General features: G+C 70.3%; 17 protein-coding genes and 1 pseudogene. 11 read left to right on the forward strand and 7 right to left on the reverse strand.

The window, feature by feature from the left end; genetic code table 11:
• Positions 1-9: 9 nt before the first annotated feature.
• Together PUR53_RS20065 and PUR53_RS20070 are read right to left on the reverse strand one after the other, a co-directional pair.
• Positions 10-234, reverse strand: a pseudogene (locus PUR53_RS20065) (ATP-binding protein); the annotation flags it as partial.
• Between the two features lie 30 nt (positions 235-264).
• Positions 265-651: an HIT domain-containing protein gene (locus tag PUR53_RS20070; RefSeq protein WP_329909147.1), complete on the reverse strand. Its 387-nt coding sequence runs from the start codon at positions 649-651 to the stop codon at positions 265-267.
• A gap of 544 nt (positions 652-1,195) precedes the next feature.
• Between PUR53_RS20070 and PUR53_RS20075 the strand changes: the two genes are divergently transcribed.
• From PUR53_RS20075 to PUR53_RS20100, 6 genes are all read left to right on the forward strand, one after another.
• Positions 1,196-2,965, forward strand: coding sequence for an ABC transporter ATP-binding protein (locus PUR53_RS20075; RefSeq protein WP_329895576.1), 1,770 nt, complete (start codon positions 1,196-1,198; stop codon positions 2,963-2,965).
• 394 nt (positions 2,966-3,359) lie between these two features.
• Positions 3,360-3,524: a hypothetical protein gene (locus PUR53_RS20080; RefSeq protein ID WP_329909149.1), complete on the forward strand. Its 165-nt coding sequence runs from the start codon at positions 3,360-3,362 to the stop codon at positions 3,522-3,524.
• Positions 3,525-3,582: 58 nt separating this feature from the next.
• Positions 3,583-4,863: an MFS transporter gene (locus tag PUR53_RS20085; protein WP_329909150.1), complete on the forward strand. Its 1,281-nt coding sequence runs from the start codon at positions 3,583-3,585 to the stop codon at positions 4,861-4,863.
• Positions 4,860-5,441 carry a class I SAM-dependent methyltransferase gene (locus PUR53_RS20090; protein WP_329895560.1) on the forward strand — a complete coding sequence of 194 codons (582 nt, stop codon included), beginning with the start codon at positions 4,860-4,862 and terminating at the stop codon, positions 5,439-5,441. The genes PUR53_RS20085 and PUR53_RS20090 overlap by 4 nt, the downstream gene beginning before the upstream one ends.
• 34 nt (positions 5,442-5,475) lie before the next feature.
• Positions 5,476-6,636: a bifunctional class I SAM-dependent methyltransferase/NUDIX hydrolase gene (locus PUR53_RS20095; protein ID WP_329909151.1), complete on the forward strand. Its 1,161-nt coding sequence runs from the start codon at positions 5,476-5,478 to the stop codon at positions 6,634-6,636.
• A gap of 126 nt (positions 6,637-6,762) precedes the next feature.
• Entirely contained in the window at positions 6,763-6,972 is a 210-nt protein-coding gene (locus tag PUR53_RS20100; RefSeq protein ID WP_443080334.1) for a hypothetical protein, read from the forward strand.
• On the opposite strand, the gene PUR53_RS20105 is transcribed toward PUR53_RS20100, so the two are convergent.
• Entirely contained in the window at positions 6,969-8,369 is a 1,401-nt protein-coding gene (locus PUR53_RS20105; protein WP_329909152.1) for a UDP-N-acetylmuramoyl-tripeptide--D-alanyl-D-alanine ligase, read from the reverse strand. The two genes, PUR53_RS20100 and PUR53_RS20105, sit on opposite strands and share 4 nt — an antisense overlap.
• A 409-nt stretch (positions 8,370-8,778) precedes the next feature.
• On the opposite strand from PUR53_RS20105, the gene PUR53_RS20110 reads away from it, so the two are divergent.
• Together PUR53_RS20110 and PUR53_RS20115 are read left to right on the forward strand one after the other, a co-directional pair.
• The gene (locus tag PUR53_RS20110) at positions 8,779-9,729 is read left to right on the forward strand and encodes an RNA-binding protein (RefSeq protein WP_329909153.1); all 951 of its coding nucleotides are present in this window, start codon (positions 8,779-8,781) and stop codon (positions 9,727-9,729) included.
• Positions 9,730-10,463: 734 nt separating this feature from the next.
• Positions 10,464-10,751: a hypothetical protein gene (locus tag PUR53_RS20115; RefSeq protein ID WP_329895563.1), complete on the forward strand. Its 288-nt coding sequence runs from the start codon at positions 10,464-10,466 to the stop codon at positions 10,749-10,751.
• Here the strand turns inward: PUR53_RS20115 and PUR53_RS20120 are convergent.
• From PUR53_RS20120 to PUR53_RS20130, 3 genes are all read right to left on the reverse strand, one after another.
• On the reverse strand, positions 10,648-11,613 hold the full coding sequence (locus PUR53_RS20120; RefSeq protein ID WP_329909154.1) for a DUF4259 domain-containing protein: 966 nt from the start codon (positions 11,611-11,613) through the stop codon (positions 10,648-10,650). The two genes, PUR53_RS20115 and PUR53_RS20120, sit on opposite strands and share 104 nt — an antisense overlap.
• Positions 11,614-11,808: 195 nt before the next feature.
• Positions 11,809-12,324: a hypothetical protein gene (locus PUR53_RS20125; RefSeq protein ID WP_329909155.1), complete on the reverse strand. Its 516-nt coding sequence runs from the start codon at positions 12,322-12,324 to the stop codon at positions 11,809-11,811.
• Between the two features lie 176 nt (positions 12,325-12,500).
• Positions 12,501-13,112 carry a TetR/AcrR family transcriptional regulator gene (locus tag PUR53_RS20130; RefSeq protein ID WP_329909156.1) on the reverse strand — a complete coding sequence of 204 codons (612 nt, stop codon included), beginning with the start codon at positions 13,110-13,112 and terminating at the stop codon, positions 12,501-12,503.
• A 150-nt stretch (positions 13,113-13,262) separates the two neighbouring features.
• Between PUR53_RS20130 and PUR53_RS20135 the strand changes: the two genes are divergently transcribed.
• The 3 genes from PUR53_RS20135 (at position 13,263) to PUR53_RS20145 (ending at position 17,426) form a co-directional block, all read left to right on the forward strand.
• On the forward strand, positions 13,263-14,918 hold the full coding sequence (locus PUR53_RS20135; protein WP_329909157.1) for an amidohydrolase: 1,656 nt from the start codon (positions 13,263-13,265) through the stop codon (positions 14,916-14,918).
• 78 nt (positions 14,919-14,996) lie between these two features.
• The gene (locus PUR53_RS20140) at positions 14,997-16,484 is read left to right on the forward strand and encodes an APC family permease (protein WP_329909159.1); all 1,488 of its coding nucleotides are present in this window, start codon (positions 14,997-14,999) and stop codon (positions 16,482-16,484) included.
• A 291-nt stretch (positions 16,485-16,775) separates the two neighbouring features.
• A complete protein-coding gene (locus tag PUR53_RS20145) occupies positions 16,776-17,426 on the forward strand; it encodes a hypothetical protein (protein WP_329909160.1) in 651 nt (216 codons plus the stop codon).
• A 192-nt stretch (positions 17,427-17,618) separates the two neighbouring features.
• On the opposite strand, the gene PUR53_RS20150 is transcribed toward PUR53_RS20145, so the two are convergent.
• The gene (locus PUR53_RS20150; protein WP_329909162.1) at positions 17,619-18,611 is read right to left on the reverse strand and encodes an aldo/keto reductase; all 993 of its coding nucleotides are present in this window, start codon (positions 18,609-18,611) and stop codon (positions 17,619-17,621) included.
• Positions 18,612-18,637: the final 26 nt, after the last annotated feature.

Genomic DNA, 18,637 nt, shown 5'->3' on the forward strand with positions numbered 1-18,637 from the left:
ACACCACCATCAAGCTGTCCCGTGCGTAAGGGCGATGCGGGCGGTGATGCGTTTGCCGACCGGTTCCTGGCGGGCTTCGAAGCCCTGGGCGACGGCCATCACGATCTCCAGGCCGTGCTGGCCCACCCGGCCGGTGTCCGCAGCCCGGGCCACCGGCAGCACCGGATCGCCATCCCACACCGTCACCTCGACCGCCGCGCCGTCGATCCGCAGATCCAGCAGGACCGGGCCCGGCCCCGGGAGCCTTGGCGAGGCGTGAAAAAGTCAGCCGTCATGGCGTCCGTGGGTGCTGAGAATCTGCTCGTCGCTCTCGCCACGGAAGATCACGTGCCAGTGCAGGTGCTTCGACTCCTGGTACAGCCCCAGGTTCGTGATGACCGAGCACGATCCGTGCTCCGCTTCGACTTGGGCGGCCACCTTGCGCGCCAGACTGATGACCTCGGTCAGCAGGCCCTCGTCGGCATCGCCCAGGTTGGTCAGGGACGGCATGTGCTCCTTCGGAATCACCACGATGTGCACGGGATGGGACGGGTTGGTGTGGTGGAAGGCGAGAGCGCGGTCCGTCTCCGCAACCTTCTCGACCGGCACCAGGCCGGACAGCGCCTGGTCGCAGTAGAAGTCGGAGACAGCAGCGCCAGCCTTCACAGTCATCACTCTCCGCGGTCCATCGGCGGGCCGGTCACCGGTCTGCGGGCCGTTCCCCCGAAGCAGCACCGCTACCAGTCGAGGCGTGGGGAAGCGAGGAAGTCGCCCCAGGCACCACACTCTTGCCGCCAACTGATGACCGCATCGGCCTCGATCCCGACAATCACCTGATCGAGCGATCCAGAGAGCGGGGGGCCACCGTTAGTCGCGGCGACTTCCGCACCCGGCCGGGCCGCCCGCTGGGGAACTGTCGGCGTTTCGGCCAACCCCCTTCCCTCGCACTCCTGTTGCTGGAGGCGGATCGATGCATCCACCACGCTCCGACACACGCTCTGTCCCGGGAAATCGGAAGCGGCTCAAACACACCAGTTCGATATCCGCGCTGGCTCGTTGAGCTTCACGACCACGCCGGACGACCTCCAGGGGGAACACGTTGACCTCGGTCACGAACGAACAGCAGGACACCGCGCCGCCTCCACCACCTCCCGCGGAGATCAATTACAGCGGGCAGTACTCCGTCAATCCGCTCGCCGAGGTCTCCTTCCGGCGGATGTGCGCGCAGATCCCGGCCGTCCTGGGCCGGATCGCGCGGCTGTCGTGGCGGACCGACCGGCGGGCCGTGCAGCTCCTCCTCGGCTGCCAGGTGGTCACGGGAGTCGCAGCCGCCGTGGTGCTGGCCGCCACCGCCCGCGCCATGGCACCGGTCCTCGGGGACGGCACTGCCGGCGAGCGGCTGCGCGGCGCCCTGCCGGCGCTGCTGGTGGTGGCGCTCGCCGCCGCGCTGGCACGCGCTGCGGGGGCGGTGGCCACGTACGCCGAGCGGCGGATCACTCCGCGGCTGACCACGGAGACGGACACCGCCCTGGTCGAGGCGGTGTGCCGGGTCGAAGCCTCCGCATACGCCGAGGACGGATTCTCCGACCGGCACGAGGCAGCCGAGATGGGGGTGATCCGCACACACGTCATGGTCACCGACGCCCAGCGCTTCCTGTCCGCGCTGATCCGCATGGTCACCGCCGGCGGCGTGCTGTCGGTGCTGAACCCGCTGATCCTGCCGCCCCTCCTGCTCGCCGTGCTACCGGCCGGCGTCGGCGCCGTGCTGACCGCCCGGGTCGACTACGAGATCCACTACGCCAACATCGCCGACCGCAACGTGCGCGGCATGATGCGCTGGTGGGCGACGGAGTCGAAGTACGGCGACGAAGTCCGCGCCAACTCGATGACCGACTACCTCATCCACTGGTACCGCGCCCTGTCCGACCGGTGCGACCGGCGCACCCTGGCCGCGGCCCCGCGTACCCTGCGGATCTCCCTGCTCTCCGCGCTGGTCGGCGGCGTCTTCCTCGTCGCGACCTGGGGCGCCCTGGCCTGGCTTGCGGTGTCCGGCCGGATCGAACTCGCGGTCGCGGCGACGGCGGTCATCGCCGTGCAGACCATGCTCGCCGCGCTGTCCCAGGTGGTCATCAACGGCGCCGCCGTCTTCCACACCAGCCTGTACCTGGGCGACATGCAGGCCTTCCTCGACGACGCCGCCGCCCGCGCCCCCAAGCGCGGCCCCCGCGTGCACGCCGCGCCGACGCAGGAGATCCGGCTCCAAGAGGTCGTCTACCAGTACCCGGGCAAGGACAAGCCCGCCGTGGACGGTGTCTCCCTCACCCTGGAGCGCGGTCAGATCCTCGCGATCGTAGGCGCGAACGGCTCGGGGAAGTCCACGCTCACCCGCCTGCTGACCGGGATCTACCTGCCGGACAAGGGCAAGGTCACGTGGAACGGCACCGACCTCGCCGAGGTGGACCCCGCCACGGTGTGGGCGAACACCGGCCTGGTGCCGCAGATCTTCGCGCAATGGCCGCTGCGGGTCCGCGAGAACGTCACCCTTGGCCAGCCTCGCACCCACGACGACGCCCCCGTGTGGGACGCCATCGACGCGATCGGTCTGCGCGAGGCCGTCGAGGACCTCCCTGCGGGCCTCGACACCCTCCTGGCGCGCGACGTCTTCGGAGGCTCGGAACTCTCCGGCGGTCAGTGGCAGCGCATCGCCTGTTCGAGGGCCCTGTACAGGCGCCCGGGGCTGCTGATCCTGGACGAGCCCACCTCCCAGATGGACCCGCGTGGCGAGCACCGGATCTTCGAGCAGATCAAGGCCATCGCCGCCGACCGCATCACGATCATGGTCACGCACCGTCTGGAGAACACCAGGATCGCCGACCACATCGTCGTGATGGAGCACGGCCGGATCACCGAGCAGGGACGGTACGACGACCTCGTCCACGCCGGCGGAACCTTCGCCGAACTCCTGGAACTCTCCCAGGACCGCTGATCCGCCTCGCGCCCGTCCCGCCCCGGCGGGACGGGCGCCCCTCAAGGAGGACCCGTGCCCCCATCCCTGGCCGCTGCCGACAACCTTCCCCACCGCTCCCCCGTGCGCTTCGTACCCCAGCGCGAGGTGCATGGCGTGAGGCAGACCAGGGCCTACCGCCATCTTCCGGCCGCTCGTGTGCAGGACCTGGTCATCTTCGCCGTCACCGAATGGCTCGACCACCCCGACCGCGAGCAGGCCTTCGTCCAGGCGTATGGGCGAGTGCTCACCGGCACCGAGCCTCGCGCACTGCGCTGTCTGACCGCGCTGGACGCGGTCAACTGCCTGGCCCGGGGAGCCGGACCGCCACCATCCCGAGGTCACCGCCCGGGGCCGGCGGACCCTGGACCGGCGTATGAAGCCCGAGGTCACCGCACGGGGCCGGCGGACCCTGGACCGGCGTATGAAGCCCGAGGTCACCGCACGGGGCCGGCGGACCCTGGACCGGCGTATGAAGCCCGAGGTCACCACCCGAGGCCGGCGGACCCCGGACCGGCGCATGAAGGAGGACAGGCCGTGAGCGACGATCACCGGAGCATCGCGTACGTTCCGGAACTGACCGGTGGGGGCGAGGCTTCGTGACGGTCGCCGCGCGAGCCGCGAGGAGCACCGCGTGGTCGAGGCCCGCCTTCCGGTTCCTGCTCGGAGCCGAGGCGGTGACCCTGTCCGGGTCGGCGGTGAGCACCATCGCTCTGCCCGCGCTGGCTGTGCTGGAGCTGCGCGCGTCCACCACCGAGGTCGCCGTGCTCGCGTTCCTCGGACAGCTCCCGAACGCGGTCGCGCTGTGGGCCGGGGCGCTGTCCGACCGGCACCCGAAACGCCCTCAGCTGATCGCGTCGGACCTGGCGGCGGGCGCCGCGCTGGTGACCATCCCGGCCGCCGCCCTCGTCGGGGTGCTCACGGTCGGGCAGCTGTGCGCGGTCGCGGTAGTCCTCGGGGCGGCCAAGGTGGTGCACGACGCCGCGGCAATCAGCCTCCTGCCGGCCGTGGTCGGTCCGGATCAGCTCCACGACGCGAACTCGAAGATCGGCGCGGCGTCCTCGGTGGCCGACAGCGCAGGCACCAACGTGGGTGCTCTCCTGGTCGGCGCCATCGGCCCCGCCCGCTCGGTCCTTGTCGACGCCGTGTCCTTCCTCGTCGCCGCGGTGCTGATCTGGCGCATGCGCATCCCCGAGGCCGCGACCGCGCCGCGCGCCCGCACGGGCTTGACGCGGGACATCGCCGCCGGCGTGCGCTACGTGGCTCGGCAGCCCACGATCCGCACCGTGATCGCCGCCCTGTCCACCCTCTCCTTCGGCCTGGCGATCATGAACACGTACTGGGCGTACTACCTGCTGGACCGGCTCGGTGCCTCCCCGTCCGCCTTCGGCGTGATCATGGGCGTCGGCGGTGCCGGCGGGGTGGTCGGTGCGCTGCTCGCGCCGTGGATCGCCGCCCGGATCGGCATCGGTCCCACGATCGTCGTGGGGTTCGCGGTCAGCCCCGTCGCCCAGGTGCCCCTGCTGTGCGCCGGGCCCGGACTGCGATGGCAGATCGTCCTGGCCGCCACGCTGGCGGTGCAGCTGTTCTGGGCGACCGCTTCGGGGACCAGCCAGAGGTCCCTGCGCCAATCCGTGTGCCACCCGGCCTTCCAGGGCCGGATGCAGTCCGCCAGCACCACGCTCACCGCCGGGACACGCCCGCTCGCCGCCGTCACCGCCGGCGGCCTGGTCCTCCTCCTCGACGTTCGGGCCACCCTCGCCGTCGGCGCGCTCCTCCAGGTCGTCCCCGTCGTCCTGCTGCTGGCCTCCCCCATCCGCACGCTGCGGAAGATCCCCCGCGCGGCCGTGCCGCCAGCCCGAGAAGGAGCCCCTTCATGACCACCGCGTCCACCGCGGCCGCGACCTACTGGGAGCGGCTCTGGTCCCAGGGCCGCCGCTACCGGCAGCTCGACGACGCCGAGAACCGGCTGCTGGAAGACCACCTCGGCCCGGGCCGCGACCGCCCCGCCCTCGACATTGGTTGCGGCGACGGCTCGCTCGCCCGGCGCCTCGCCGAACTCGGCTACCGCACGACCGGCCTCGACTGCTCCCCCAGCGCCATCGAGGTCGCCGCCGCCCAGGCCACCGGGCCCGGACGCGAACCGGTCTGGCGGTGCATGGACATCACCACCGACGACCTCCGTGCCCTGCCTGAACCGGCATACGCAGTCATCACCTGCCGCCTCGTGTACCGGTGGATCGGCGACAAGACAGTCTTCCTCGACCGCGTCCGCCACCTCCTCGCCCCGGGCGGGACCTTCTGGGTGGTCACCGAGATCTCCGGACGCCGCCCCGCCACCGACCCCCTGCAGGACCTCGGGATCACCCCGGCCCAGGCCGAGATCCTCACCTCGGGCTGGTCCGCCATCCACACCGCCGACCTCGACGTCCTGCGCTGCTACGCCCTACGCCCCTGAACCGCCCGCCCCCCGCGATCTGATGGAGGACCCGGTGACCGTCGAACAGGACACCGTCGAGACCTGGAACACCTACGGCAACCACCAGCTCACCAGAGGGCTCGAGCTGCCCGAACTGGACCGGTGGAACTGGGGCATCCCCGGCACCGGCCCCGGCATCGAAGCCTTCGGCGACGTGAGCGGGCTACGCATCCTCGACCTCGGCAGCGGCCTCGGCCGACACGCCGCCCACCTCGCTGCCCGGGGCGCCGACGTCACCGCCGTCGATGCCTCCCCCGCCCAGCACCGGCGCGCCGTCACCCGCTACCCCGACACCGCGGGCCTGCGCCTGCTGTGCGCCGACGCTGTGGCCCACCTGCGCGACGCCGAACCGTACGACCTGATCTACTCGGTCTGCTCCGTCCCCTACCTGAACCCCGACCGGCTGCTGCCCGTCCTGGCCAACGGCCTCAAACCGGGTGGCTTGTTGCTCTTCTCCGCGCTGCACACGAACTCGAACGGCACCGGGCCGTCGAACGAGGTTGCCCCGCGGCCCGAGATCCTGCGGTTGCCCGGCACCATCGAAGACCACCCCGTGGACATGTGGGTCCTCACCCCGCACCTGTGGGAGGACCTCCTCGTCCAGCACGGCCTCACCATGGAGGCGGTCACCACGATCGACTCCGACAAGCCGGACAGCCACCTCTCCTACCGGCTGTACGCAGCCCGGCGCCCGAACCGCGTGCCCAGTCGTCCCCGCACCAGCGCGCCGCCACCACCGCACGCGGCGGTGGGCGTGGGCGTGATCGTGCACGGCTCGGACGGCATCTTGCTCGGGCGGCACCGGCGCCGTACGTGGGAGCTCGCGGGCGGAAGCGTCGAAGCGGGCGAGTCCTTCGCCGAGGCCGCCGTCCGCGAGCTCCGCGAAGAGGCCGGGCTTGTGGCCGCGCCCGGCGAGGTACGGGTGCTGGGCACGCTCCTGGACCGGGTGGGCGACGTGGTCCGGGTGACGGTGCCCGTTCTCGTCACCCAGTGGTCCGGAGTCCCGCAGCAGTGCGAGGAGACAATCGGCGACTGGCGGTTCTGGCCTTTGAACGGCCTACCCGGCCCGCTGTTCATCCCGAGCGCCCAGTGCCTGACTGCCTGGAACCCGGGCCTGCCGCTCGACCACCCGTCCGCCGACTTCCAGTCCTACTACTCTCCCGGCCGCGCCTGACCCGGCGACCACCCACCGTCTTCGACAGGAAGGCACCACCGCCGTGACCCCACCTCCGGCTGCCCCCTACGTTCTTGCATAGCGGTCTTTGCCCACCCGGACGACGAATCTCCCCTGTCCGGCGGCGTGCTCGCCCAGCACCACGCCGTCGGCGCCCGTACCGCCTTCGTCACCGCAACCTGGGCGCCGGACAGCCACCGCATCCCCGAACTCTCCGACGCCCTCGCCGTCCTGGGCGCCGACGCCCCACGCCTGCTCGGATACAACGACGTACTCAACCACGAGGCGGCCCCGGCCACCCTGGCGCCCGCCAACCGGCCCCTGACCTTCGTCTAGCAGTCGCCGGCCATGGTGTCGGGGTGGGCCAGGCGCACCGCCGTGTGCTCCAGCTCGACACTGTGGGAGCCCTTGACCAGGACGATGTCCCCGGGCTGGATCAGGTCGTTGGCCAGGGTCAGGGCGTGGTCTCGGTCGCGGGCACCCACGACCTTCAGCCGCGGGTTGTCCTGCTGGGCAGCCTCGGCCATGGCCCGGGCGTCGCCGCCGCCGACCGCGATCAGCACATCGATGCCGGCGGTGGCGACGAGACAGCCGACTTGCCGGTGCTCCTCGCCTCCGTCGGCACCGAGTTCCTTCATCTCGCCCAGGATCGCGATGGTCCGGCGGCTGTCCTTCATGGCCTCAAGGGCCGTGAAGGCTGCCTTCATCGAATCGGGGTTCGCGTTGAACGTGTCGTTGATGACCCGGATCCCGTCGGGCCGGTCGGTCACCTCCATGCGCCCCGACGCGACCAGGACCGCACGGGACAGCGCGGCCGCCGTCGTCTCCACGTCGGCTCCCAGTCCGATCGCGACGGCTGCTGCGGCCAGCGCGTTCGACACGTGGTGCACGCCGTGAAGGGACAGATCGACCCGCGCCTTGGCGCTGGCGGCCGCGAGGGTGAACGAGGCCCGGCCGGAGGTGTCGACGGTGACATCCAGGGCCCGGACGTCGGCGTCGTTGTCGACTCCGAAGGTCACCACCCGGGCGGAGGTACGGGGGGCCATGGCGGCGACCAGCGGGTCGTCGGCGTTGAGGACCGCCAAGCCGTCTGCCGGGAGCGCCTCGACGAGTTCGCCCTTGGCTTGGGCGATCTGCTCGCGTCCGCCGAACTCGCCGACGTGGGCAGACCCTACGTTGAGGACCAAGCCGACCGACGGTGGGGCGATACGGGTCAGGTGGGTGATGTGGCCGATGCCGCGGGCACCCATCTCGAGCACGATGTAGCGCACGCCCTGATCCAGGTGGGTCACCGTCAGCGGCATGCCGATCTCACCGTTGAACGATTTGACCGTGGCGATCGTCGGGCCGAGCTCGGGGAGAACCTGCGCGATCAGGTCCTTGGTGCTGGTCTTGCCCGCCGAGCCTGTCAGCCCGACCACCGTCGCCTCCGGCACGGCGGCCAGCACGGTGCGGGCCAGGGCTGCGAGCGCGTCCAGCACGTCATCGACGACCACGGCCGCGACACCGACGGGACGGGCCGCGAGGACCGCCACCGCCCCGGCTTTCACCGCGTCCGCCGCGAAGGCGTGCCCGTCGGTGTGCTCACCGGGCAGCGCAGCGAACAGACCACCGGGCTCGACCGTGCGCGAGTCGACGACCGCGGGCGCCGTCATCAACACGGATGGGTCCGGCACGTCGCACAGGCGGCCGTCGACGGCGGCCGCGACGGCTTCGACCGAAAGGGGGATCACGAAACGCACTCCGCATCAGCAGGGCTTGCCAGCAGGGCCAAGCACCCGCCGGTTCAGTCCATCCGACCGTAGCGCCTTCGAGTGCCGGCGCATCTCTTCGGCGGCCGCGGGGGGGGGTCCCTGACTGAGGCCGATGCCGGTGCCGCACTGGCCGCCCGGGCGGCTTTCCGGCGCGAACGGGAGGTCACCGGGCGGCCACCGGGCGGCCGTCGCCGACGTCGAGACGCTCACCATCGACGTCCGAACCAACGCGCGCTCCAAGTCGGTGACTTACTGTGACGGCAGCATGTCAGAAATACTGCGGCTTCCTTGCCGGCTGCGATCGTCCTCCGGTAGTTGGTGCGACGCTCTGTGCGTAACGGAATCGGAAACTACGCTGGCATCCCCTCTCGTCCGTCCAAGGAGCAGCGTGCCGCCGTCCTTCGTTCACCGGATCACCAAGTACGACCCAGCCGACCGCGACGAGCACGGCCACTACACCGGCGCCGAGGACACAGCTAGCGACCACGGACAAGTGGAAGCGGCGTACCTGGCGGCGATCGCCGCCTTCGCGGTGGCATCGGACATTGACCGGTTGGAGATCCGCGAACCTGCGGTCACCGGCTTCGTCCACTTCGGTGTGGAGCCGCCGGTTGAGGGACACGGCCTCGGCGGGCTCTTCCCGCCCGACCTCACCGGCTACCACGACGGGGCCGAGGTGTCCCTTCCGGTCGCTCTGGAGCTGGTCCGGGCCATGCTCCGCGACCAGGGAGCTTGGTGCCGGCTGGAGGTGGGAGATGTGTTCTCCGTGCATGTCGGGTGGGACCAGTACGTGTACGTGGGCAGCGACCGGCTCTGCGCGGATGCCGTGGCCCGTACACGGGAACTCGGCCTCTTCGCGGAACCACTGACGGCCTCGCCCTACGCGGCTGAGGTCGACGAAGCGGAGGTGACAGAGCCGGCCGACGAGGACTTCTGGACGCGCGTGCGCACCACGCTCGCCGCACGGAAGACGTTGCTCCTCGAGGAGAGCTATCTCCGCAACGCCGCACGCTGGCACCGCCTCACGCCGGAGAACCTCGACACCGTGCGCGCCGGTCTCGGCCCACGTGCCCTGCTGACCCTCTGGCCTGACCTGAATCCGGACCTCGGCGCGGTACTCGCCGCGCTGCCCGAGGAGGGATCCGTGGAGTTCGTCTGGGAGACGCACGACGGGATGATCAGCTACGCGATCGTCGACGACACCGAGTACCAGGACCTTGCCACCCAAGTGGCCGATGCGCGAGCGGCTTGCGTTTTGCCTCTGTCCCTCGACGAACGCCACCCGATGCTCTGCGCTGCCCTGCCGGACAGCGACGGCGTCCTGCGCGCACGATGGTGACGCGGTTCGCGCCGCGCGGGGCGGCTGGTGCTGTGCATTGACATTGTTTTACGAGACTGGGTGTCGCGCGTAGTCAAAGGCGGACGTGAGCGGCTCCCCGTCCGAGGTCTGGCTTTGTATCTCAGTGGAGGAGTCGTTTTGCGGTGACTGTGGGAGCCGCCTTCTGACCGAGTTTGCGATGTCGGTTCATTTTGACGCCACTCGGGGCTTGCCGTGGGACATGGAGTGCGTTTCTGTCGCGGGGGCCTATGGGGAGGTCGCAGGCGGTAGTCGACCTGTACGCCGCGATCCGTCGTGATCCGTCGTGGTGGGATGCTGCCGTGCGACCCGACTGCACGGCGAGCTGGTTGGCGAGCGCGCTCCTGTCTCCTACGGCATGGTCCGCGCACACATTGCCACTTTGCGCAAGGCTCCATCCGGGGCATCGCCCCGGCCGCCGACGGGGCGACAGACGACCGGCTGAATCACCCTTCACCCCGCGTCCCTGACCGAGGAAGACCGGGCTGACCGGAAGATGATCCTGCTCCAGTGACATTGTGAGACGCCCCAAGACGCACAGAACCGCGAAGTAGGACAGGATGGCCTCATGTTGAGCCGAAAGGGCGATGCCGCGTAGGCGTCCCAAGGCCGTCCGTGCTGAGCGGTGGCGGCCGCAGTGGCAATATCCGGTGCTGAGGGTCCGCGGTGTCTCCGCGCGGACTCGTGCGGCGATCCGCCGGGTCGAAGACCAGGAGATGTGGCCCAACGCGGTCGCGGCCGCGCTCTCTCGCTTCGAGTGGGCCTTCAAGCAACATGGCCGCTACCTGAACGCCTCCGAGGCCTGTTCGCCGGGGATAGAGGTGGAAGACGCTCGTGACGATCTGGAGCTGGCGATGCTGTACCTTCCTCCCGGCGCCAAACGAGACTTGGGTCGACTGATTACGCGCATCGATGAGGAATTCGAGCGCCGCACCTTGCCGGAGCCCAACTACATCGAGTGGGCAATGGACGGCTGGTGGTGGACCAGGATGCGTGAACGCTGACGGAGCCGGCCTCGCCCTTCCTTGCAACATCGACATTGATCACGCGGCAGCCCCGCGAGTGACTCCCGAACTTGCGTCGAAACGACATCCGCGAAGAGGCTCTGCCCTCAGGTCTTGTGATAGGTGACGCTACGTCACTGCTCGACATCGAACAGCGGGATGGACGGTGGTGGCGGAGCAAGGACTGCAAGAAGGCGGTTGAGGTTGGCTCGCCATTGCTTCCAGTCTTCCGGGTCGACCCGGTTCGAGGCTGGACCGGCCTCGTCGCTGATGATACGAGGGAGGGCCTCGTCCGCGAGTGTCCGGAGATCGTCAGGGAAGGTGGCATGGGTTCTTCAGGGCCGAATGGTGTATCGATTGGGGCGCCGCCAGGGCATCGGACCGCAATCAGTGCCGCTGCGGCCACAGCTTCTTCCCCTTCGGTGAGCCAGCCGGTGACGTCGACAGGGCGCGTGAGGACACCGCGGATCAGTGCCTCGCGTTCTTCGGATTTGGCGTCGTCGAGATCGCCGGCGAAGTCCGCGGCCGTGTCGTTGTCGAAGGGCCCAGTGTTCCAGGTGCCCATGTTGATCTCCTCGCGTAATTCCGCCCGGATCTTCGCATCAGCCGCATCTTGCTCCGGTTGGCATGCTCCTCGACCGCTCCCGATCGGCAGGGCAGGGTCAATCCGGCGGCGAGGTCGCGGTCGATGCCGGCGGCGAGCGTGTGGAGACTGGGCAGGTCGCTGTCGGGTCGGCCTCGGGCGCTCTGCACGGCTCGGAGATCGAGAGCGGGAGGCGCTGGGTGTCCATCCGGCGTGGCTGCACGCACCGCTCAACGAGCAGCCCGAGGTGCCCGCTGTACCAGTTCGTGTCCTGCCCATGCGAAAAACTGGCCGCCGCACGTCTCGGCCTGCGCCGGGAGGAGCCGGGCTGGTTCATGGCGACCGATCACCCGATCAGGGTCCACCATTCAAGATCACTTGGCGACGGAACCCGGCTCGGTACGCGGTGCCCGTGCGGCGGGAGAGGCGTGGACCGGCGTGCCGGGCCCTGAACGCGGCGCCGCACCCGGCGGGTCATGCGGCGAGCCAACTGACCTTTTCGATGACCTCGCGAGCCGCGTCCTCCTCCGACCTTTCGTGCGTGGAGACGAGGAAGTCCCGGATCTTGTCGAGATCGTTTCGTGCGTGGTACACGTCGACCCAGCCGCGCAGCCCTTCCCGCCAGAACTCGTTCGGCTCACGTGCCGTGACCCGCTCCTTCAGGACGGTCTCCGGCGCGGTCAGCTCGCACACAGCGAGGTTCGCGCCGGGGAGGGCCTCACGCAAGAGCACCAGTTCCTCCTCGTCCGCGATGACGCTCGGCAGCAGGAGTCTGAGATCGGGGACCGCAGCGTAGCGGGGCCAGATGGCCTTGAGGTTCTCGCGCGCGAAGGAACGGCCCTGGTCGGGATGGACCAGCGAGATCTCATCCAGGTCGATCACCCCGTGGGCCAGATCGGCCTCCCGCAGGATCTCCGAGACGGCCCGTGCCAGGGTGGTCTTCCCCGCGCCCGGCGATCCGTGCAGGACGAGCACATCGATGTTTTTCACGAGCTGAACGTAGCGGCGGCGGTCGGGAGCGCTCAATCACATTTTGGCCGCGGGGTCCCTTCCCCTTCTGGCGGCGGAGCACGCAGCCGCCACCAGAAGGGGAAGCAAAACGAACGGCTGGCCCTCAGGCGCTTCTTGAACGCGCTGTCACCCTGGTTGGGGGTGGGATGCGGTCGTCAGCGACGCAGCAGGTCGCGGAATCCTGTGAGCAGGGCGCGCAGCCCGAGGTCGAAGGCCAGGGTGGCGCGGCTGCGGTCGGTGGGGGTCAGGTCGAGTACGGCGCTGAGGTGCGGAGTCGCGTCGCGGGCGACGTCGGAAACCATCACGGGCGGCGCCACCAGGTCGAGGGCGGAGCCGAGGACGAAGCTCTCCAGGGCCGTGATCAGCGGCATGATCTCACGCGGGGCGAACCCGGCGTCCAGGAGCAGCTCCGCGACCTTCTCGTACATCGCGTGCATGAAGGGTTCGGCCAGCGGCGCCGTCGCGAGCAAGGGGACCGCACCGGGGTGGGCGGCGAAGGCGTCGAGGTAGGAGCGGGCCCAGCCCTCCAGGGCCTTCTCCCAGGGCTGTGACCAGTCCTGGTCGCCTCCGGTCGTCAGGGCGAGTTCCTCGCGCATCAGCGAGATGATGTCGTCGCGGCCGGCGACGTGGTGGTAGAGCGCGGACGGGGCGACGCCCAACGCTTTGGCCAGAGCCGGGATGGAGAGCGCGCCCTTCTCGTCGGCCAGGCGCAGTGCCGCGGCACCGATGCGCCGGCGGTCCAGCAGGGGTGTGCGCGGCCGTCCCACGGTGGCTCCTCGTCTTCGTGCGCCGTAACCCAGAAGTTACCGAATGGCATTCAGTAAAACTCTTCCCAGTCGCCCGGGCGGCGCCTACATTACCGGAAACCGAACGCCTTTCAGTTAGGCGGTCGGCTCAAGGAGAGGCACCGCCACGCCATGCACGCCGACATCGTCTTCACCGGAGGGACCGTCCGGACCGGGGCATCGGATGCCCCCGTCCACGACGCCCTTGCCGTCACCGGCGGCCGGATCACCGCCCTCGGAGCACAGGCGCTCGCCGCCCGGGGACCGCGTACCGCCGTCGTCGACCTGGCCGACGGGGCCCTGCTGCCGGCGTTCGGTGACGGACATGTGCACCCGGTGATGGGAGGACTGGGGCTGGCCGGGGTTCCGGTCCGGGACCGTGGAAGCGTCGAGGAGATCGTCGAGACCGTACGGGGCTGGGCAGCCGCACACCCGGAGACGGAGTGGATCACCGGTGACGGCTTCGACCCGTGGCTCGCCCCCGACGGCCGGTTCGACGCCCGGTGGCTGGACGTCGCCGTACCCGACCGTCCCGTCGTCCTGCGCACCATGGACCACCACACCGCCTGGGTGAACAGCGAGGCCCTGCGCCGGACCGGGTACACCGCCGCAACCCCGGACCCGGCGGGCGGGGAGATCCTGCGCCGGGACGGGTCCGCGGAACCGCTGGGCACCCTGCGCGAGTTCGGCGCCCTCGGCCCGGTGCTCGCCCTCATTCCCGCAGCGATCCACGAGGCACAGGTGGCGGCCCTGCGCGAAGCCACCACCCGGTTCGCCGCGGCCGGCGTGACCTGGGTGCAGGACGCCTGGGTCGAACCGCACCAGGCCGACGTCTGGATCACCGCCGCGACCACCGAGCCGGGGCTTCCGGTGCGAGCCGACCTCGCCTTCGTCCTGGAACCCGACGGCTGGCGCGAGCGCATCCTCCGGTTCACGGCGGACCGGGACAAGGTGGAGAGCTCCGCTCCCGGGCTGCTGACCGCACGGAGCGTGAAGTTCTTCACCGACGGCGTCATCGAGGCCGGCACCGCCGCCCTCCTCGAGCCCTACACCGACTGCCCGCACTCGCACGGCATCGCCAACTGGTCCCCTCAGGAGCTCGCCGAGGCCGTCACCGCCGTCGACGCTCTCGGCTTCCGCGCGCACCTCCACGCCATCGGCGACGGCGGAGTCCGGGACGCCCTGGACGCGATCGAGGCCGCCGCCCGCGCCAACGGCGCCCGCGACCGCCGTCCGGTCATCGCCCACGCCCAGCTCATCCACCCCGCCGACCTGGCCCGGTTCGCCGCCCTCGGTGTGATCGCCAACCTCCAGCCGCTGTGGGCCCAGCCCGACCCTCTGATGACTGAGCTGACCCTGCCGCGGATCGGCCCGGAACGCGGCGCGCGGCAGTACCAGATCGCCGCCCTGCTCGACTCCGGCGCCCGGCTCTCGTTCGGCAGCGACTGGCCCGTCACCGCCCATGAACCACTGCGGGGCATCGCCACCGCGGTCACCCGCCAGACGCCCGAGGGTGTTCCCGAGGGCGGCTGGCTCCCCGAGGAGCGGATCGACATCGACACCGCTCTCGCCGCCTACTCCGCGGGATGCGCCCACCAGGCGTTCGAGGAGAAGGAATGGGGCGCGCTGCGTCCCGGAATGCGCGCCGACCTGGTGCATCTCGCCGCCGACCCGGCCGGGACCGCCCCCCGTGACCTCGCGCAGCTCCCCGTCCTGGGCACCTGGCTCGCCGGCCGGCGTACCCACGACGCCACCACTCCCCGCGGCACACCTGCCGGGAGACGATAGACCTACGTCGCGTCACGACCGGTCTGCGTCTCCTGGACGTTCCGCCCACTCCTCGACACACACCACGCGGAGACCTCCATGACCGAGCCCCTCGTCCCCACCGCTGCCCAGCAGCCCCCACCGGCCGCCGCCGGCACCGATCCGGGCCACCTCCAGCGCGGCAGCCTCGGCGTCGCCGACATCGTCTTCTTCGTCGTCGCCGCGGCCGCCCCGCTCACGGTGATGGCGGGCGTGGCTCCCCTCGCCATCCTCTTCGGCGGCATCGGCGCCCCGGTCGCCTATCTCGCCGTCGGCGTGCTACTGGTCCTCTTCTCGGTCGGCTTCACCGCGATGACGCCGTACATCCGCAACGCCGGCGCCTTCTACTCGTACATCGCCCGAGGTCTCGGACGTCCGGCAGGGCTGGGGGCGGCGTTCCTCGCGGTGTTCTCGTACAACTCCCTGCAGATCGGCATGTTCGGCGCCTTCGGCTTCTTCGCCTCCACCACAGCGAACGACCTCCTCGGCATCGACCTGCCCTGGCCGGTGTACGCCTTCGCCGGGATCGCCGTCGTCTGGTTCCTGGGCTTCCGCTCCATCAACCTCGGCGCCAAGGTCCTGGCCGCACTGCTGGTCGCGGAGACCGCCATCCTGGTGCTGCTCGCCGGCGCGGTCCTGGTCAAGGGCGGCGCGAGCGGGCTGAGCTTCGACTCCTTCGCCCCCACGAACGTCTTCGTCTCGGGGATGAGCGGACCGCTCGGTCTCGCCGTCGCCGCGTTCATCGGTTTCGAGGCCACCGCCATCTACCGCGAGGAGGCCCGTCACCCCGACCGCACCGTGCCCCGCGCCACCTACCTCGCGGTCGGCTTCCTCGGCCTCTTCTACGCCTTCATCGCCTGGATCATCGTGCAGGCCTTCGGCAGCGACCAGGCCGTCGCCGTCGCCGCGCAGAACCCGGCGGAGATGTTCTTCACCGCCATGACCCAGTACGTCGGCGGCTGGGCGACCGACGTGCAGCGCCTCCTGATCGTCACCAGCGTGCTCGCCGCCCTCCTCGCCTTCCACAACGCCATCACCCGGTACATGTACGCCCTGTCCGCCGAGAAGGTCGCGCCCCCGGCGCTGGGCCGCGTGCACCCTCGGCACGGCTCGCCGTGGGTGGCCGGCGTCGCCCAGAGCGTCCTGGCGGTCGTGGTCGTCGCCGTCTTCGCCGTGATCGGCGTCGACCCCTACACCAAGTTCTTCCTGTGGGTGAACACTCCCGGTGTGGTCGGCATCCTCGTCCTGCAGGCGCTGGCGGCCTTCGCGGTGGTCGCCTTCTTCCGCCGCAACCCCGCCGAGCACGGCGAGGGCCCTCTTCGTACCCTCCTCGCGCCCGCCGCGGCCGGCGTCCTCCTCACCGCTGTCACCGTGCTGGTCTGCAAGCGCCTGGACCTGTTCACCGGCGCCGGCCCGACCGTCAACTGGGCACTGGTCGCGCTCACCCCGGCGGTGTTCCTGGCCGGCATGGCCCTCTCCGCCCGCATCCGCCGCACCCGGCCGGACGTCTACGCCAAGCTCGCCACCACCGACGTCGACGCCGCCTGACGTGCGCAAGCGGCGGTCCCGGCTTTCGGCAGCAGGCCGGACACGGGACCGCCCCGCACGGTCGTCCGACCCACGAGACGCCCCACGAGGAGGGTCAGCGGTCATGATCCGTGGCCTGGGCAGAAAGCCGGCACCGCGCCTCGCCGCGGAACTCGACGACGCCGAACTGGGACCGCCGGGCCCATCGACTGGCCGCCCTGGCCGCCGTGACGCGCCCGAAGCATCCAGCGCTCCTGGGCCGAACTGCGCCCCGACCGCCCCGACGCGCACACCCTGTTCGCCTGGGGAATCATGGCGCGCGGCACCCGCACGCCCTTGCACCACGACGAGTTCGAACAGGCCTTCCGAGCCTGCGCGGCGGCGGCCCGCCTGGATCCCTACGACCCCAACCCGTGGGTGGTGCGCCTCGGGCTGCTCCGCCAGTGGCGCAGGCCGCCCACGGAGGTCTTCCCCATATGGCGAGAGATCGTCGCGAGAGACCCCTGGCACCGCGAGGCTCATCTGCAGATGTACGGCTACCTCTCACCCAGGGAATGCGGCTCCCTCGCCCAGTCCATGGACTTCGTCGACCAGGTGAGGGCCACTGCCCCGGCCACGGCACCGACAGCCGGCCTCCCGCTGTTGGCGTTGATCGACCGCTACCACACCGCCCGGTCCCAAGGCGGTGTCCAGGCACTCACGGCCGATCGCCTGTGGAGCGGGTATGAAGCCACGAGGATTCTGGAGACGGCACAGGCGGCCTGGCCCGAGCCGGGCCAGGCCATCGCCGGTATCGTCACCCCTTCCCCTGGGGACACGACGGCGGCGACCCCCTCCTGGCCTACACCGCCGCCCAACAGTGAGCCGACGCCGGCCCTTGAGCCGAGAACAGCAGAAAGGAACAGCCGAGCGGCAGCAGGTCAACCGCAAGGCACGGACGTCCGACACGACGCCGATCGGTAGACCCGTCGAACGTCGGCAACGCTCTCGCGGAGGCCCTGACCAGGGCCTCTTCATACGTCGCTGACGAATCAACGGCCCGGACGGCCCCAGCGTGTCCGCTCCGCAGCCTCACCGTCCATCCCACGGATCTTGGACGATATGGCGAGCCTCCGACACAGCGGGGACGGGGCACCCCCTTCTGCATAAGGCCCGTCAGTCGGTCGACATGGTGGCCAGCATGGCGGCCGGGTACCGGCTTCCCGCAGAACCCCGGGGAAGGATCTGCCTGATGTGCTCAAGATCGGCGTCGGTGAGTTCGACGTCGGCCGCGGCGGTGTTCTCCGTCAGGCGGGCGGCGTTGCGTGTGCCGGGGATCGGGATCACGTCGTCCCCCTGGGCGAGCAGCCAGGCCAGCGCGAGCTGTGCGGCGGTGATGCCCTTGGCGGCGGCGAGCTTCTTCAGCTGCTCGGTGGCGTTGAGGTTGTACGTGTAGTTGTCACCCTGCCACCGCTCGTCCCAGCTGCGCATGTCGTCCGCCGGATACTCGGCGGCAGGCTTGACGACGCCGGTCAGGAAGCCGCGGCCGAGCGGAGAGTACGGGACGAAGCCGATGCCCAGCTCCCGGAGCACCGGCAGGATCTTCTCCTCCACCTCCCGTTCGAAGAGGGAGTACTCGGACTGCAGGGCCGTGACCGGGGTGACGGCATGGGCACGGCGGATGTACTGGGGGCCGACGTTGCTCAGGCCGAAGTACTTCACCTTGCCCTCGGCGATCAGTTCACCGACGACGCCCGCGACCTCCTCGGCCGGCACATCGGGATCGGCGACGTGCTGGTAGAAGAGGTCGATGTGATCTGTCTGCAGGTAGCGCAGGCTGTTCTCGGCGACCTTGCGGATGTTCTCCGGTCGGCTGTTGAATCCGGCACCTGTCTGCTGCGCGGTCATGTCGAACCCGAACTTGGTGGCCAGAACCACCTCGTCACGGAAGCCCTTCACGGCCTTGCCGAGCAGGATCTCGTTGCTGCCGGTGCCGAGGCCGTACAACTCGGCGGTGTCGAAGAAGTCGACCCCGAGTTCATGGGCGCGGCGGATGGTGGCCGTGCTCTCGTCGTCGTTCGAGGAGCCGTAGGCGAGGGTCATCCCCATGGTGCCGAGGCCCAGCGCGGAGACGCGCAAGCCCTGGGATCCCAGATCGCGGTGATGCATGAGTTGTCTCCAGACATGAGTGCCAA

The organism is Streptomyces sp. SP18BB07, from assembly GCF_036322545.1.
Taxonomy (GTDB): Bacteria; Actinomycetota; Actinomycetes; order Streptomycetales; family Streptomycetaceae; genus Streptomyces; species Streptomyces deccanensis.